We start from the raw sequence: 17,898 nt of genomic DNA on the forward strand, positions 1-17,898 counted from the left end.
ACTAAAACAGTTTCGCCTATATCAGTTGTGATTTCAATTTTTACTTTTGCCATAATTGTGATTTTGAAAACAAAAATAACAGGACAAAAGGGTTAACACACAAAGTATTACAGCGGGAATGATTTTAGTTTTGATTCCAAGAAGTTCTGTCGTTCTCTATAACTTTGCTAAGTTAAAAGGGAATACAATTTATAATGATTGGAAAACGGGTGCTTTGGCCGGTATCTTCATTAATTACAGCAGCGAAAGTCGTTTTGGGGTAAATGGTCAAATCCTCTATTCAAGAATCGGGGGACAATCGGCCAATGGCGCTTCTAAAGGCCATTTAGATTATATTCAGATTCCCATCATGGGTACCTATTATCTCAATGGTCGGGGAAATCAATTTCGCCCTAAGGGGTAATGCTTGGGCCTTACATCGGATTTTTGGCAAAAGCCACCAATGAAAGCGGTGTATCCATCAATCCAGAAGGAAGCAATCGCCCCTATATAGGAGTGGACGCGGGCGCTGCCATGGGTGTGGGATTCAATTATGCCATTGGTCGCAAAGTATGGTTAAATGCGGATTTACGCTATAATTGGGGCCTTGCCCAAGTGATGAATACCGTCAGTGACATTTACAATCGTTCTTGGGGTATCAACGTAGGATTAAGTTTCCCTTTAGGAAAATACAGTCCAAGTACCAGAACAATTAGATAAACACAGAGGGTTTGTGAAGACACCAATGCTGGCTTAGAAAAAGACATAGCCTCTACCAGCCGAATCACATCAGATAAAAATCTGACCATCTCAGTAACCACTATTAATGACATTCAAAACACCATTAATGTTATCGTGGATAAGAGTCAGTTTAAATAGTAATTTTTGCCCATAAAAAAGCCTCATTTCTTCTCGGAGATGAGGCTTTTTTATGCAAAACGAATACTATTCTGTAATAGCATCTGATATCAGGAACCACTGCCAAAAATGTTAGTCAAAAATACATCTGGTACACAAAATTTTATATCGTTGGGAATTTCTCAATTTGGCTTTCATAATACAAAACGCGCAAATACTCAATCGTTTGTTTAATATCAGAATGGCCACATTGGCCCTGCACAAGTATCAAATCCTTGGTAGCCTTAAAAAGTGCCGTGGCTCCGGTGTGCTTCCAGCCGTATAGGTTAAAATCAAAGCCATAGAGGTCCATACTCTCCTCTACACTGCTGCTGCTTATCGTGATACGTGTGATACGTTTCCTAATCAATTTATTTTGGGATTCTGACCAAATCCAGAAGCATACATACCAGTATTTTGATAGGGATTTATCAGCAGGTCTTTGAAGATAGGCCGCTTTGAAGGGAGGTTTTTCCATGGGTCGTGTGGTAAACTCCTGCCACACTACTGTCTTTTTTATCATAAAGGTCTGTAAGTTATTCACTCACAGGCCTTTATGATGTGACGAAGGCGAGACTCGAACTCGCATGGCCGCAAAGCCACACGCACCTGAAACGTGCGTGTCTACCAATTCCACCACTTCGCCGTGTTTGTTTTGGGAGTGCAAAGAAAGCCGTAGTTTCTGATTTTCGCAATAAAGAAGGGTATTTTTTATTTTATGAGTTTTAAACCATAAACCCTTGGCCCTGCTCAGGAATTTCTATGTTGCGAAAACCTTCCGCTTCGAGTTTTTGCTTAAAGGCAATCTGATTTTCATATTCACCGTGTACCAAAAACAGTGTTTTGACTTGCCGTGGGTCTTGGCATTTCAAAAACTGAATTAACTCCGTATAATCAGCATGTGCCGAAAACGAGTCCATTACCTCAACACGAGCTCTTACTGAAAACGTTTCTCCAAATATTTTCACTTCGGCATCGCCCCGTTTGAGGGCTCCGCCCAAACTGTCGGGTGAGCAATAACCCACCAACATAATCGTATTGTCGGGGTCAAGGATATTGTTTTTGATGTGGTGTTTGATACGCCCGGCTTCGGCCATGCCCGATGCGGAAATAATCACGCAAGGCTCTTTTAAATTATTGATGGCTTTGGATTGCTCCACATCAGAGACATAAAACAGGTTCGGAAAGTCAAATGCATCGCCGTCTTTTTCAATGTATTCCAGAATATCGGGGTTAAAATATTCATCATTTTTACGCATGATAGCCGTGGATTTAACGGCCAAAGGGCTATCAATAAACACTTTCAGGCGGGGCAATAAGCCTTCATTGGCGAGTTGGTCAAGGGCGTAAATCAACTCTTGGGTACGGTCAATGGCAAAAGCGGGAATGATGAGTTTACCGCCACGCGTGACACACGTATCGCGCACCACTCGCAGCAAATGCGCCTTCATGTCCGGCTCCGGTTCATGGAGACGGTTCCCGTAAGTTGACTCGCAAATAATCACATCCGCTTGCGGAAAAGCCTCGGGACTGCGCAGAATTTTATCATTAAGCCGGCCCACATCACCCGAAAAAGTCACCTGCTTTTCAACCCCTTTGTCTTTGATGGTTAAATGAACTGCCGCACTTCCTAAGATGTGCCCGGTGTCGGTAAATCTGACTTTTACTTCGTCCTGATTGAGCCAAAAATCCTGATGATATTCAACAGGAACTAACAATTGAAGGGTTTGGCGTACGTCATTTTCGTCGTAGAGCAATTCTATTTCTTCCTCACCTTTTCTTTTTCGTCGCTCGTTGATTCTTTCGAGGTCTTTCTGCTGAATAAAGGCACTGTCCAACAGCATAATATTGCATAAATCAGCCGTGGGAATTGTACAATAAATCGGACCTTTGAAACCTTTACGCACCAATCGAGGCAACAGACCTGAATGATCTATATGCGCATGAGAGAGAACAAGGAAATCAACTTCTTTGGGGTCAAAGCCAAAATTTTGATTCAGGTCCTGGGTATTGATACCTTGAAACATCCCGCAATCAAGCAGAATTTTTGTACCTTTTTCGGTTGTGATAAGGTGTTTGGAACCTGTTACGCGGCGCGCAGCACCGAAGAATTGTATTTTCATCTGGTTTGGAATTCTTTTGTCTCGCCAAGTTTAGCAAATTTTCGTACGTAATCCTGTAAGGTTTTATCCTCATTCGAGTAGGTAAACCTTATAGGATTTGGTTTTATTCCTTCGTCACTACTTCATCTAAATTCAGCATGGCATTGGCCGTAACGGTCAGGGCAGCAAGCTCGGGAGTGGCATCCCCGTCATTGGCCAGTAGTTTTTTCGCGGAAGCAGGGTCTTTACGATAGGATGCAAGTGAGCTTTGGTATAAGTTAGTCAACACTTTTAATCGCTTTGGTGAGATAGATTGACAGGTCAAACGCCGATAGGCTTCCTGAATCTGTTGCTGCGGCTGATGATATTGAGCAGAAATAGTTTCAGAAAAACAGTGCGCTACTTCCAGATATACGGGATCATTGAGCGTAACCAACGCTTGCAGCGGCGTATTGGTGCGTATCCGCCTTACCTGACAGAATTCCCGACTTGGGGCATCAAACGTAACCATGGAAGGATAGGGCGCTGTGCGCTTCCAATAGATGTAAAGCGCTCGACGATAGCGGTCTTCACCCGCGCTGATTTGCCATTTGGCACCGTCGTAGGGAGAAAGCCAGATATTGTCGGGTTGGAGCGGCATGACGCTGCGTCCGTACATTTTTCGAGATAATAATCCACTGACTGCCAGCATTTGGTCGCGTACCTGCTCTGCCGACAGCCGCACCCGCGCTCCGCGAGAAAGCCATTTGTTGTACGGGTCTTTGGCTAATTTTTCGGGCGTAACGGCTGAACTTTGGCGATAGGTGGCCGAAAGAACTACCTGTTTCAACGTTTTTTTAATGCTCCATTGGTTCGTCTCCATTAATTCCACCGCCAACCAATCCAGCAACGCCGGATGTGTAGGGGCAATTCCCTGAGAGCCAAAATCTTCCACAGTTTCCACAATCCCTATTCCAAACAATTGCTCCCAAAGCCGATTGACTGCCACACGAGCCATCAGTGGATTGTCACGCGAAGTCATCCAACGCGCCAAATCAAGGCGATTTTTGAAGACTGCTCTATTCTTACCCCTCTCCCCTGACTCCTCACTCCTACTTTTGAACACATGAGGAACATCGGGTTGCACTTTTGCTCCTTTTACGGTCCAATTTCCTCGTACAAAAACGTTGGTTGTTCGAGCCAGATCACCGTGTCCATCGTACATAATTGGCGTATTGTCCACGTTGCCCGTCAGAATTTCGGAGTACATTTTTTCAATTTCAGCAAATTCGGGTTGAGTGCTGCCCGGTAAGGCTTCCTGAAAAGTAGCCCACTTGATCTGTACCCAATTTTTGGGTGTTTTAGAGCTTTTCAGCGTCCAGTATAGGGAATGTTTACCCGCGTCTGGCTGTACGGGAAGAATCAATACCGTATCTTTTCCAGTAGGAACGATAAATTGAGTCAAAATTTTTCCTCGCAAACTATCTTGGTGTAATTCGAGCAACGCATTTTCTGCACCTGTATTGATAGAGAGTAATAAGCGATTTTTCCCCGTCAGCGTTACGTTGGCCCAACGTGCCGAGCCATTTTCCTGAATTCCAAAATACTTGGCATCCAGCAAAGATGCATTTACGTGTTGGTCAAAATCATGCGAATTGACTTTCGGTTCCATGATGCGTACAAACCGCCGGAAATCTGTCAGGCTCTTTGTTTTTAGTTGCGAATTGCCCGTCTGTTTTGAAATCCAGTCTTCTACCTTTTTAATCCTTACTGAATCTTCTGATTTATAAAAACGCAGCGTAGGCGTTTCACTCGTCACGTCTTCGTCGCGGGTATTGTTAAAAAACGCCAAGTACTTGTAATATTCTTCATTCGTAAACGGGTCGTAAGGATGGCTATGGCATTGGACACACCCAAAGGATGTTCCTTGAAATACCTCCCAAGTAGTGTTGACACGGTCTATCACAGCGGCCACTCTAAATTCTTCATCTTGGGTACCGCCTTCGTCGTTGTTCATGGTATTGCGGTGAAAACCCGTCGCAATCAGGTTATCGTCTGTTGCGTTAGGTAATAAATCTCCTGCCAACTGTTCCACCACAAATTGGTCATAGGGCTTGTCATCGTTGAACGCTTTGATAAGCCAATCGCGATAGCGCCAAATAGTCCGACCGGGGTCGCGTTCGTAGCCTTTAGTATCGGCATAACGGGCCAAATCCAGCCAACTTCCTGCCCAGCGCTCCCCATACGCCGATGATGCCAACAGCGTATCCACTAAGTTTTCATACGCTTTGGGGGAGGTATCTTTGAGAAAACGTTGTACTTGGGCATCAGTTGGAGGCAATCCCGTCAAGTCTAAACTCAGTCGTCTGATAAGGATAGCTCGGTCGGCTTCGGGAGCGGGTTTGAGTCCCTGTTCGCGGAGTTTTTCAAGGGCAAACCGGTCTATGTCATTTTTTGCCCAACGGGTTTCATCGTCATCAGTTAATCCTAATCTTGCCCAAAAACCACCAATACTCGGCACTTTGGGGCGCCCCACACGATTGTAAGCCCAGTGATTTCCCCATTTTGCGCCTTGATCTATCCATTTTTTCAATGTTTCAATATCTTCTTCTTTCAACGGCGGGCCCTCTTTGGGCATTTTATCTTCGTGGCCTTCGGGAAGCAGAATACGCCGCATCATTTCGCTCTCATCGGCATCGCCCGCTACCACGGGCGGCTTACCCGACTTGGCAGGTACGTACATATCTTCTTCAAACAAAAAACTGACGCCACCAGCTTTTTTTACCCCGCCATGGCAAGCCATACAATGCTTATTCAGAATGGGCTTCACCTCATCGTTGAAGTCCACTTGATGGCTAAAAATCCCTAAAAACGAAAACGAGCTCAACAGTACTATCGCCGCCGCCCCCGTCAAAATCCATTTTGAATTCATTTTTATTTTTATCAATGCACAAACGCTCTACCTAACTTATTATAAAGACATTATCTAAGTTTTTCTTACCCAATCCATCTACCTTGTTTTGGGTTTTTGTCTATCTTTCCAAAAAAATCCCTTAACCATGTCTGAAACTACCCAAACCCTCACTGCAAAAGACAAACTCCAACTTTTTAGCCGCGCTTGGTTAACGGATAATCCTAAAGCGAGCATTGCCTTTGTTCACGGTTTTGGCGAACATAGTGGAAGATACGCCCACGTAGCCGATTTCTTCAATAAAAATGGATATTCTTTTTTTGCCTTCGATAATCGCGGACATGGTCAATCGGAAGGAAAACGAGGACACGCACCCGATTATGATACTTACCTCTATGATATTGACGTGTTTTTGGATTACGTTATTGCCCAATCCGCAGGCAAACCTATTTTTCTTTACGGACATTCGATGGGTGGAAATTTGGTATTGAATTATGTATTAAGACGTAAACCATCGATAAAAGGGCTGATTGTATCGGGACCATGGATTCAGTTGGCTTTTCAGCCAAAGCCTGTTTTGGTTACCGTTGGTAAATTAATGCGCTCGATGGTGCCTGGTTTTACCCAAGACAGCGGGTTGGTTCAATCCCATATCTCCAAAGATCCTGCCGTTGTGGAAGCCTATAAAAACGACCCGCTGGTTCACGGAAAAATTACTGCATCGGCCAGTATCGGTCTTCTGGAAGAGGCAGCTTTCTTAAACAGTTATGCAGGTACAATGCCCATTCCGACGCTCATCATGCACGGTGCGGAAGATTTATTAACCTCACAACCGGCCAGTGAGGCATTTGCCAAAAGAATAAGCGGACCCGTAACTTATAAAAAATGGGAAGGAATGTACCACGAAATTCACAACGAACCTCAAAAAACTGAAGTGCTTAATTACATGCTTGGTTGGCTGGAACGCGAATGTTAATCCTAAAAAACCTTCAATTGCTTACAACCAGCGGCAATCTGATTGTTTTTCTTTTTTCTTTCTTCTTATTCTAATCCTAAAAGCCGTAATTTTGCGGCTTCATTTTTTACAGGGCAACCTCACCCCACCCTCTCCTTTCAAGAGAGGGCTTTTAAATCCCCTTCTCCAGAAAGGAGAAGGGTTAGGGATGAGGTTAAACATAGCGTCACATAGTTCCAATCCAATGAAAAAAATCCAATCGGCATTACTTTCTGTCTACTACAAAGATGGTCTTGAACCTATTGTCAAACTCCTCCACCAACACGGTGTTCAGCTGTATTCAACAGGCGGCACGCAAACATTCATCGAAAATATGGGCATCCCGGTCACGGCTGTAGAAGACCTGACGGGGTATCCCTCTATTTTTGGCGGGCGCGTCAAAACCCTTCACCCGGCCGTTTTTGGAGGCATTTTATACCGCCGCGAAGATGAAGGCGACTTAGCGCAAGCCGCCCAATTCAACATTCCTGCCATTGATTTGGTGGTGGTTGATTTGTATCCGTTTGAAGAAACAGTGGCGTCGGGAGCCAGTGATGAAGACATTATCGAAAAAATCGACATTGGAGGTATCTCCCTGATTCGGGCGGGAGCCAAAAACTTTCAGGATTCGCTTATCGTTTCGTCACGCAATCAGTACGCCGATATTTTAAGCATTTTGACCGAAAAGGAAGGTGCTACTGAACTTTCTGACCGCCGTCGCTACGCGCAGGAAGCCTTTGCCACCACAAGCCATTACGATACGGCTATCAATCAGTGGTTTATGCAACAGGCAGCAGGCATTCCTGCCCTAACAACCAACATATACGCGTTTACGGAATTACCTCAAAATTCGCTTCGTTACGGCGAAAACCCGCATCAGGCAGCTACCTTTTACGGAGATTTGGAGGCTATGTTTGATAAATTACATGGTAAAGAACTCTCTTACAATAACTTAGTGGACGTAGATGCCTGCGTGGCTTTGATTGATGAATTTGGTACGAAACCTACCTTCGCCATCATCAAACACACCAACGCCTGCGGAGTAGCCACGGCAACCACTGCCAAAGAAGCCTACTTAACTGCTTTGGCCTGCGACCCGGTTTCTGCTTTCGGAGGGGTTGTGATTACCAATACAACCGTTGATTTGGAAACGGCGGAAGAATTGAACAAATTGTTCATGGAAATTTTGATTGCTCCTGCCTACGAACCGGAGGCATTGAAGTTGTTGCAATCGAAGAAAAACCGCATTTTACTCCAACGTAAAATCGTTGGATTGCCTTTGAAAATGTTCAAAACTATCCTGAACGGTGTATTGGAACAGGATAAAGATATAGTAGTGGAAGTAGGCGAACAATTCAAAACCGTAACGACCAAAGCACCTACCGAATCGGAAGTAAAAGCCTTAGAGTTTGCCTTGAAAGTGTGCAAACATACCAAGTCAAACACGATTGTTTTTGCCAACGAAAACCAATTAATCGCCAGCGGAACGGGTCAAACTTCGCGCGTAGATGCACTTCGCCAAGCCATTGACAAGGCCAAAGCCTTTGGTTTTGATTTGCAAGGCTCAGCAATGGCCTCGGATGCATTCTTCCCTTTTGCGGATTGTGTTGAGATTGCTCATCAGGCAGGAGTGACAGCGGTGGTTCAGCCGGGCGGCTCTATTCGTGACCAAGATTCTATCAATTATTGCAACGAACACGGCGTCGCCATGGTTACGACGGGTGTACGGCATTTCAAGCATTAATCAAAGTTATTTTTCATAAAAAGTGGCAGTCGGTTTTGAATCGGCTGTCGCTTTTTGTTTTACTTTTTATGTAAATTCCTTTTCGTTTCCTTCCAGAAGTTTAGCATTACATTCTATTTCGAACATTAGGGCAGCGTCTGCACTACTGCTTGTACGTGCAGGATAACCGCTCTTACTTGCAAAACTGATAATGGCCTCAATTTCAGTAGTTTTTTGAAAAACGTCTCTATCTCTGAAAAGTAATATAGTGGATTTGAGTTGTTGATAAGCGGTCTTTCTATGACTTTTTCGAGTTCTCACTCCTGCGTCTTTCATTTCTATAAAGCAAAATGTTTGTTCATCGAACAAAGCACAATCACAATGAGTATCTGCATCATCGTTCAACACACATTTATCAATTGCTAAAAAATGAATCGGCTTTCGAAAAGGATTTCTAACTAAAAAATGCCTGTCCTGTTCCGGATTTCTCCTGATAAAACAACGTTGTGGGTGTGCTGGATTATCAAACAATTCAAATCCGGGGGCAACCTCTATTTCTAAACATCCGCCTGTTACTACCTGCGGAAAAGCTTTTTCAATAGACTGTCTCATTCTTTTTTACTTCGATAAATGTCCATTAAAGTATCAAACTCATCCCCAATTTCATCTGAAACACTATCCAATTCATTTTCTGAAATCAAACCTGTTTTGGGGTTGATAATAGAGCGGACTGTACCATCAGCGACGAAATAAGCAGCAAACTCATGGGGTTTAAGCCATGAATGCCTTGGAATTACTTTTTCTACTTCTTCTGCTTGTTCGGGTTTTTCATTGGCTACTTTGTAAGCAAAGATTAAATTATTAAGTGCTGCAAGGACGTAAGGGCTGTGAGTAGTCATCATTAACTCATTGTCGCTTTTAGTACAACGGTCAGCTAAGTAGTAGATTAAGTTTTTTTGGGTAGTGGGATATAAGTTGAGTTCGGGTTCTTCGATGATAAAGACCTTTTCATGATCAGGCAAATAATTCTCTACTACAATTTTTAAAGGAATAATAGATTGGTAGCCAGATGCACTTTCACTCAATTTAATAGTCACGCCGTTTTTTACTAAGTATTCTTCACCTCGGAATCTGTACTCTAAATCAAGATATTCAATTTTAAATCCATCAGAATTTTTCCGAGCAATTTCATATTTTGCCCCAAATGCAGTTATAAAATTAGGTAAGGCTACATTATTGTTCAAAAGCCCCATTATGGAAACTGATAAAACAGGAAGTAAAATTCTTTCAGTAGGAATGAATACTGGTAGCATTAAATGCTGACTTAGAAATTCAAATTTATTTGCCTCAACCTTAAATTTAATTTTTAAACTATCGTAATCTATTTTAGTTGACTCTCCCCCATAACCGCCTATTCCATAACGTTGGCCTTCCATATTAAAACCATAAAGTTCGGGAAAAAGGACAGGAGTAGGCTTGTCATTCATTAACGCCACTAATTTCGCCAACGTACTCTTCCCGCTACCCTGTGGCCCAATAAGGACAGTCGTTTTTTTGATGTCCATTTCAGCGAACCGAATCGGGCCAAAATCCCTTACAATGAGCTTGTCTGCCATAGTTTTTCGTAATTTTTACAATATTACAAAGAATTTATAAGCCTCCCGTACACTACAGAACCGTGTAGATTAAAGCTATTCTTTCCTTTATCCGGTAAATCATCAATTTCCAAACGAATGAATCGTCTCTTAGTATTCCTTATTTTAGTGTCAACGGCTGGATTTGCCCAAACTTCTCCTCTACGGGTGGAGCAGCTTCGGGTCGAGTACAAAACAAATCCTGTGGGTATCGACGTCATTTTGCCCCGTTTTAGTTGGAAATTGGTTTCTTCCGTGCGCAATACGATGCAAAAGTCGTATCAAATTCAGGTGGCACAGGATGAAAAGTTTTCTAAAAAATCAGTGGTTTGGACTTCAAGTGAGGTGGCTTCCGATGCTTCACATTTGGTAGATTATCAGGGCTCCAACCTTCAAGCACGTCAGCGGTATTTTTGGAAAGTGAAAGTCACCGACAATTTTGGCAACGTGGCAGAGTCGGCCGTGAATTTTTTCGAAATGGGACTTTTAGGAGCTGCTGATTGGCAAGCCAAATGGATTGAACCCGAAAAACCTGGTTTTGACGTAAAAAAACAGCAACCTGCTCCGCTGATTAGAAAAGAGTTTGCTACCAAGCCCAAAGGAAAAATTGCTTCGGCGCGCTTGTACGTCACAAGTCGCGGGCTGAATGAAATGTACATCAATGGGCAGCGAGTTGGGAAAGACGTACTTTCTCCCGGTTGGACTGCTTATCAGGCACGTATTCAGTATTTTACCTATAATGTAACCAATTTGATACAGGTAGGAAACAACGCCATCGGAGCTATGCTCGGCGATGGTTGGTACCGTGGATATTTGGTTTGGGAAACCAACCGAAACGTATGGGGTGAAAAACTGGCTTTATTGAGCCAATTAGTTATCAAATACGAAGATGGAAGTGAGCAAATCATCGCTACTGACGAAACCTGGAAAGCCAATAACGACGGCCCCGTCCGCGAAAACGACCTTTACAACGGCGAAACGTACGATGCCCGAATGGAGAAAAAAGGCTGGGCATCCGTAGGTTTCAACGAAGCTGCCTGGTGGAATGTAAAAGTGGGCGATTATCCCAAAGACAACTTGATTGCGCCTGCGGGTCCGCCCGTAAGACGTACGCAGGAAATTAAACCGCTCAAAGTTTTTAAAACTCCTGCCGGCGAGACTGTTTTTGATTTAGGCCAAAATATGGTGGGTTGGGTTCGTCTTCGTGTGCAAGGCCCTGCGGGCACCAAAATCAGAGTAACCCACGCAGAAGTGTTAGACCAGAAAGGAAATTTCTACACGGCCAATCTCCGGTCTGCCAAATGTGAATTGAACTATATCCTCAAAGGCGACAGTATCGAAACCTACGAGCCTCATTTTACCTTCATGGGCTTTCGCTACGTGCGAGTGGAAGGCTGGCCGGGAACGCCTGATGTAGACAATATTACGGGAATTGTCGTGCATTCGGATATGCCCAATGCCGGTACGTTTGAATCTTCCAAACCGCTCATTAATCAACTTCAAAAAAACATTGTTTGGGGACAAATCGGCAACTTTGTGGATGTTCCTACCGACTGTCCGCAACGCGACGAACGATTGGGTTGGACGGGAGATGCACAGGCTTTTGCCCGTACAGCAACGTTCAACAAAGACGTAGCAGGGTTCTTTACAAAATGGCTCCGCGACGTAGCGATTGACCAAAAACCCAACGGAGGCGTACCGCACGTCGTCCCTGACGTATTGCAAGTCAAAAATCCTGACGGTATTAAATCGTCATCAGGATGGGCGGATGTAGCCACAATTGTTCCCTGGACGATGTACCAAGTGTATGGCGACCGCCGTTTGCTCGAAACGCAGTACGAATCCATGAAAAAATGGACGGAATACATCCGAAAAAATGCGGGGTCCAAACTTCTCTGGACCAACGGTGAACATTTTGGAGATTGGCTCTCGTACCGTGGCTCTCCACAAATGGGTGAACCCGTGACCGATAACGACTTCATCGCTACGGCTTTCTTTGCGCATTCAGCCGATTTAACGTCAAAAGCGGCTCTAATTATAGGGAAAGCCGCTGAAGCGGTGGAATACGGCGAATTGTACAACAACATCAAAAAGGCTTTTCTTCAGGAATACGTAGCGCCAAGCGGTCGGCTCGTTTGTAATACTCAAACCGCTTATGTATTGGCTTTGCATTTCGATTTATTACCCGAAAACTTGCGCCCTCAAGCGGTAGACCGTTTGGTACAGGACATTAAAAACCACGGTAATCACCTGACAACGGGATTTTTGGGAACACCGTATCTGTGTCATGTATTGACTCGTTTTGGCAAAAATGACATTGCCTACGCCCTTTTGAATCAGGAAACGTTTCCTTCCTGGCTGTATCCCGTCAAAATGGGAGCGACTACGATTTGGGAACGTTGGGACGGTATTAAACCCGACGGAAGTTTTCAGGATGTGGGAATGAACTCTTATAACCACTATGCCTACGGCGCTATCGGCGATTGGATGTACCAAAACATGGCAGGAATTGATTTGGTAGATGCCGGCTTCAAAAAGTTTTCGATTTCACCCAAACCCGGTGGTGGCTTTACTTCGGTAAAAGGCACTTACGAAAGCCCTTACGGAACAATTTCTTCGGCCTGGGAGCAAAAAGATGGCAAAACAACCTTAAAAGTAAGTGTACCGGCCAATACGAAGGCAGTCATAAAATTACCAAACGTAACCGCTGACAAATTAAACCAACTCGCCCAAACTCAAAATTTAAAAGTAACGAACGGAGTTTTTGAAGTAGGCAGCGGAGACTATTCGTTTGAATGGTAAACTCATTCATTTATACAAAAGCGGCCTCGAAAATAGCATTCGAGGCCGCTTTTGTATGTAACCATTACCTGTTATTCCTCCGCTAAAAACGGATAGCGATAATCCACCGGAGAAACGAACGTTTCCTTGATAGTGCGGGGAGATACCCAACGAAGCAAGTTCAGAATAGAGCCAGCTTTGTCGTTTGTTCCCGATGCCCGCGCTCCCCCGAAAGGTTGCTGGTCCACAACGGCTCCGGTAGGTTTGTCGTTGATATAAAAATTCCCTGCGGCATTGACCAATTTTTTGCTTGCCAATTCAACAGCGTAGCGGTCTTGGGCAAAAATAGAACCCGTCAACGCGTAAGGAGAGGTTTTATCGACCAATTCGAGCGTTTCTTCAAACTGTCTGGGTTCATAGACATAAATCGTCAATACAGGACCGAAAATCTCTTCGCACATCGTAGTATACATGGGGTCAGAAGTAAGAAGCACCGTTGGTTCCACAAAATACCCTTTTGACTTGTCACAATTGCCCCCGGCGATTACTGTTACGCATGGGTCTTTCTTGGCGTTTTCTATGTAATTGGCGATTTTATCAAACGATTTTTCGTCAATCACGGCATTGATAAAATTGGAAAAATCTTCCGTACCGCCCATTTTCATCGTTGCCAAATCTGCTGTCATGTACGTTTTTATGTCTTCCCACAAGTTAGCTGGAACATACGCTCGCGATGCCGCCGAGCATTTTTGACCTTGGTATTCAAAAGCCCCACGAACCAAGCCCACAGCTACTGCTTTGGCATCAGCCGAAGAGTGAGCAAGGACAAAGTCTTTACCACCCGTTTCGCCCACAATCCGTGGGAACGATTTATAAAGGGAAAGATTATCACCAATGGTTTTCCAAATGTGTTGGAACACTTTCGTGCTGCCCGTAAAGTGAATACCCGCAAAATCCGGGTGCCTCAAAATCACATCCCCTGCGACGGGACCATCCACGTAAATCAAGTTGATAACACCGTCGGGAACGCCTGCTTCTTTAAAGACTTTCATCAACACGTTGGCCGCATACACTTGTGTAAGCGCGGGTTTCCAAACGCATACATTTCCCATCAAAGCCGCTGAAGTGGGCAAATTCCCTGCAATTGCCGTAAAGTTGAAAGGCGTCAGGGCAAACACAAACCCTTCCAGTGGGCGATGCTCCAGGCGATTCCATACACCGTCGGACGATTGAGGCTGTTCGCGATAAATTTGAGAAGCGTAGTGCACGTTAAAGCGTAGAAAATCAATCATTTCGCAAGCCGAATCAATCTCCGCCTGGTACGCATTTTTTGACTGACCCAGCATTGTTGCCGCATTGACTTCTGCACGGTACGGTCCTGCCAACAAATCGGCGGCTTTTAAGAAAATACTCGCCCGGTGTTCCCAGGACAGATTAGCCCATTTTTCGCGGGCAGCCAAAGCGGCTTCAATTGCCCTCGTTACGTGCGACGCATCGCCCATGGAGTAATAACCCAATACATGTTGGTGGTCGTGGGGGGGCGTAACAGGATATTTTTCACCCGTCACTATTTCCTCATTTCCAATGTACATCGGAATCTCAATTTGTTTGCTGCGAGCTTCGGCCAAAGCGGCTTTCAGGGCTGCTTTTTCGGGCGTATTGGGGCTATAAGACTTAATAGATTCGTTTTTGGGAGCGGGTACGTTAAAAAATCCGGTAGCCATAGTTGGGTAATTTGTTGATTTTTGGATAGTTGATTAGTCAATAGTCCACGGTTGATAGTCAATGGTCAATTTAAATCCTCGGTGTAAACAAGTTACTGTGGACTGTTAACCATTGACTATCGACTCCGCTACTTCCAGGTCAGTCCCATGTTTTGAAACATAAACGCGTACGTATCGGCAGTAGTTTCAAGTGCTTTTTTGGTATTGCTGGCACCATGTCCACTGTTGACGTCTATGCGGATAAGCAATGGATTTTTAGTGCTTTTAGCGGCTTTTTCCTGTAACTCCGCCGCATACTTGAACGAGTGCGCAGGGACTACCCGGTCGTCGTGGTCGGCTGTGGTAATCAGCGTAGCGGGATAATTAACGCCTGATTTGATATTGTGCAAAGGCGAATAAGCCAACAATGCCTTAAATTCTTCGGCATTATCGCTGCTGCCGTAGTCGGCAATCCAGTTCCAGCCAATCGTAAATTTATGAAAGCGAAGCATATCCATCACGCCCACTGCGGGAAAGGCAACTTTGCACAAGTCGGGACGCTGATTGATGACCGCGCCTACCAACAAACCGCCGTTTGAGCCGCCCTGCAAGGCCAAACGAGCCGAAGACGTATACTTTTCTTTGATGAGATATTCGGCAGCGGCAATAAAATCATCGAACACATTCTGTTTTTTGAGTTTCATTCCCTGTTCGTGCCACTTTTCGCCGTACTCGCTGCCACCGCGTAGGTTGGCTTGGGCAAAAATCCCGCCCTGATCAAAAAACGGAATCCTTGTAGGACTGAAGGAAGGAGTTAGAGCAATATTGAACCCGCCGTAGCCGTAGAGAATCGTAGGATTGGTACCATCCAATTTCATCCCCTTTTTGTAAGTGATGAACATCGGAATTTTCGTACCGTCTTTGCTCGTGTAAAACACCTGTTTGGTATCATAATCCGTTGGTTTAAAGCTCACTTCAGGTTCACGAAAAACAGCGCTTTTTTTGGTTGCAATATCGTATCTAAAAATCGTAGGCGGATAGTTGAAAGAAGTATAGGTGTAGAAAACAAAGGTATCTTCTTTCTCGCCTCCAAAACCACTTGCTGAGCCAAGACCGGGGAGATTCACTTCATTTTCGAGTTTTCCTTTTAGGTCATAAACATACACGCGGGTAGTGACATCTTTGGAATACGTTGCGAATAATTTTCCGCCTGCAGATCCTGCACCGGTAAGCGGCTCAGGTTTTTCGGGCAAAAATGGCTTCCAAGCTTTTGACTTTGTTTCGTAAAACAACACTTTGCTGTTGGGTGCATTTTCGTTGGTTTCAATCAAAAAACCACCGTCTACATTTTCAACAATGCTGTAAGAGAAGTTGGTAATTTCACTCACAATGGGCGTAAATTCCTTCTGGCCTTTTCCGCGATAAAAAAGCGCATTTCCATCTTTTCCTTTGCCGCGGTCTGAGATGTTCAGAAACGAAAATTGCTCATCTTCACTCACATACACACCATTAAAACGCTGTGCATTGGCTTTGTCTTCATACACCAATTCGTCTGCCGACTGCGCCGTTCCTACTTTATGAAAAAAGACCTGATGGTTTTCGTTTTTAGCGGCCAAGGCACTTCCTTCGGGTTTGGGATAACGGCTGTAATAAAAACCGTTGCCCTGCCAAGATGCTCCCGATACTTTTACCCATTCGATTTTGTCGGACAGCATTTGCAGGGTTTTCATGTCCATGATTTGGTATTCCTGCCAATCTGAACCGCCTTTGGAAAAACCACACACGGCATAGTTTCCATCTTTGGAAAGACTGAAAACCCCCAGGCGTGTCGTTCCATCCGTCGAAAGCTTATTGGGGTCAAGTACAATTTCCGGGGTGCCGTTCAAGCCTTTTTGTCTATAAAGTACCGACTGATTTTGCAGGCCATTATTTTTGTAGAAGTAAAAATAATCTCCTTTTTTGCGCGGGGCTGAATATTTCGGGTAGTTGTACGCCTTTTCTAAATCACTGAATATCTTGCCTTTAAATGAAATTTTATTCAAATAATCGAAAGTAACTTCGTTTTCAGCTTTCACCCAAGCGCCTGTTTCGGCAGAGCGGTCATCTTCAAGCCAACGATAGGGATCGGCTACTTTTGTTCCGTGGTATTCGTCCACGTGGTCAATTTTTTTGGTTACGGGATACGTCATTTGGGCAGAGGCAGTGGCGGAAAGTAAAGCCAAGAACAGAAAGGATTTAGTCATGGATACCAATTGATTTGATGAAGTGTTGGGCAAAAATAAAGAATGTCGCTCTCTTGTCAGAGAACGACACCAAAAATAGTATTTTGAGAACAAACCAGGAGGGCTGTATTTACTGAGTAAAAAACACAAAATGAAAATTTACCTTGATTTCATCTTCGATTTTCACAAAAAGCAACGCAGGACGTTTCACCCGATAATCCTGTAATTTGACAGGAAAACTGCCGTCTATTCTGATTTGGTTTCCTTCAGTAATGCTCTTTACATCCACGTTTACGGTACGGGTCACTCCGTGAAAATTCAAATTGCCCTTAATGACCATCCTACCTTCACGTTGTTTAATATCGGCACTTGTAAAGTTGACTTTAGGAAAAGTCAAAGCCTCTACCATTTCAAGTGAGTGAGAATCTCGGTTCGTATTTTTACTGTCAAAAGAGAGTACTTTGGCACTTACGGCTACGGTTTCTATTTGAAAATTTTCCTCATCAAACGTGATAACACAGCTTATGTCTTTATTCATCGCTTTCCAACTGTGAAAGGGATGCTTGCCCTGATAACTTATCCAGGAAGTATTCTTATTGCTGAATAACTTCCTTTTGATTTTTTTATGACGCGCAGTAAACCCTGAAAACATGCCTATAAAAAGTAAACCTGCTACAACTATTTTCATGCGGAACGACAGATAGAAAGAGATGAAAAATAAATAAAAGCCGACATTTTAGAGGAATTGGAACACCGCAATAGCCGTTGTAAAAGCACCAACCGTGGTATAAGCCGCCGCTCGATGATACGGCTTGAGTTCGGGGTGATGAGTAATTTGATGAGCCAAAACATTGGTTGTTATAGAGAACGACCGAACTTCTTGGAATCAAAACTAAAATAATTGCAATTTTGCGAAATGAAAAAGAAAGTAGAAATAAGCGAACCAGAACGATTGGCAAATTTCATGCATTCA

General features: G+C 44.1%; 13 protein-coding genes and 1 tRNA gene. 5 read left to right on the forward strand and 9 right to left on the reverse strand.

The window, feature by feature from the left end; genetic code table 11:
- Positions 1–118: 118 nt before the first annotated feature.
- Both Q0081_RS13500 and Q0081_RS13505 read left to right on the forward strand, forming a co-directional pair.
- Positions 119–403, forward strand: a complete 285-nt coding sequence (locus Q0081_RS13500; protein ID WP_298354172.1) for a hypothetical protein — start codon at positions 119–121, stop codon at positions 401–403.
- Positions 403–699, forward strand: a complete 297-nt coding sequence (locus Q0081_RS13505) for a hypothetical protein (protein ID WP_298354176.1) — start codon at positions 403–405, stop codon at positions 697–699. The genes Q0081_RS13500 and Q0081_RS13505 overlap by 1 nt, the downstream gene beginning before the upstream one ends.
- A 301-nt stretch (positions 700–1,000) precedes the next feature.
- Here the strand turns inward: Q0081_RS13505 and Q0081_RS13510 are convergent, their stop codons facing one another.
- From Q0081_RS13510 to Q0081_RS13525, 4 genes are all read right to left on the reverse strand, one after another.
- Positions 1,001–1,399 (reverse strand): hypothetical protein, encoded by a 399-nt coding sequence (locus Q0081_RS13510; RefSeq protein ID WP_298354179.1) that lies wholly within the window; start codon positions 1,397–1,399, stop codon positions 1,001–1,003.
- A gap of 39 nt (positions 1,400–1,438) precedes the next feature.
- A tRNA-Leu gene (locus Q0081_RS13515) sits at positions 1,439–1,522 on the reverse strand.
- A gap of 79 nt (positions 1,523–1,601) precedes the next feature.
- A complete protein-coding gene (locus Q0081_RS13520; RefSeq protein ID WP_298354182.1) occupies positions 1,602–2,999 on the reverse strand; it encodes an MBL fold metallo-hydrolase RNA specificity domain-containing protein in 1,398 nt (465 codons plus the stop codon).
- Positions 3,000–3,102: 103 nt separating this feature from the next.
- Positions 3,103–5,889, reverse strand: coding sequence for a DUF1553 domain-containing protein (locus tag Q0081_RS13525; protein ID WP_298354185.1), 2,787 nt, complete (start codon positions 5,887–5,889; stop codon positions 3,103–3,105).
- A 127-nt stretch (positions 5,890–6,016) separates the two neighbouring features.
- On the opposite strand from Q0081_RS13525, the gene Q0081_RS13530 reads away from it, so the two are divergent.
- Entirely contained in the window at positions 6,017–6,844 is an 828-nt protein-coding gene (locus Q0081_RS13530) for an alpha/beta hydrolase (protein WP_298354188.1), read from the forward strand.
- A 223-nt stretch (positions 6,845–7,067) separates the two neighbouring features.
- Entirely contained in the window at positions 7,068–8,606 is a 1,539-nt protein-coding gene (gene purH, locus Q0081_RS13535; protein WP_298354191.1) for a bifunctional phosphoribosylaminoimidazolecarboxamide formyltransferase/IMP cyclohydrolase, read from the forward strand.
- A gap of 66 nt (positions 8,607–8,672) precedes the next feature.
- On the opposite strand, the gene Q0081_RS13540 is transcribed toward purH, so the two are convergent.
- Both Q0081_RS13540 and Q0081_RS13545 read right to left on the reverse strand, forming a co-directional pair.
- Complete coding sequence (locus tag Q0081_RS13540; RefSeq protein ID WP_298354194.1) at positions 8,673–9,197, reverse strand: hypothetical protein; 525 nt, start codon at positions 9,195–9,197, stop codon at positions 8,673–8,675.
- Positions 9,194–10,201: an AAA family ATPase gene (locus Q0081_RS13545; protein WP_298354196.1), complete on the reverse strand. Its 1,008-nt coding sequence runs from the start codon at positions 10,199–10,201 to the stop codon at positions 9,194–9,196. Before Q0081_RS13545 ends, Q0081_RS13540 begins: the two co-directional genes overlap by 4 nt.
- A gap of 117 nt (positions 10,202–10,318) precedes the next feature.
- On the opposite strand from Q0081_RS13545, the gene Q0081_RS13550 reads away from it, so the two are divergent.
- Positions 10,319–13,021: a glycoside hydrolase family 78 protein gene (locus Q0081_RS13550; protein ID WP_298354199.1), complete on the forward strand. Its 2,703-nt coding sequence runs from the start codon at positions 10,319–10,321 to the stop codon at positions 13,019–13,021.
- Between the two features lie 71 nt (positions 13,022–13,092).
- On the opposite strand, the gene pruA is transcribed toward Q0081_RS13550, so the two are convergent.
- The 3 genes from pruA to Q0081_RS13565 form a co-directional block, all read right to left on the reverse strand.
- The gene (gene pruA / locus Q0081_RS13555) at positions 13,093–14,724 is read right to left on the reverse strand and encodes an L-glutamate gamma-semialdehyde dehydrogenase (protein WP_298354202.1); all 1,632 of its coding nucleotides are present in this window, start codon (positions 14,722–14,724) and stop codon (positions 13,093–13,095) included.
- 128 nt (positions 14,725–14,852) lie between these two features.
- Positions 14,853–16,946 carry a prolyl oligopeptidase family protein gene (locus Q0081_RS13560; protein ID WP_298354205.1) on the reverse strand — a complete coding sequence of 698 codons (2,094 nt, stop codon included), beginning with the start codon at positions 16,944–16,946 and terminating at the stop codon, positions 14,853–14,855.
- Between the two features lie 109 nt (positions 16,947–17,055).
- Positions 17,056–17,613, reverse strand: coding sequence for a YceI family protein (locus tag Q0081_RS13565; protein ID WP_298354208.1), 558 nt, complete (start codon positions 17,611–17,613; stop codon positions 17,056–17,058).
- Positions 17,614–17,898: the final 285 nt, after the last annotated feature.

This window comes from Runella sp., assembly GCF_027484545.1.
GTDB lineage: Bacteria > Bacteroidota > Bacteroidia > Cytophagales > Spirosomataceae > Runella.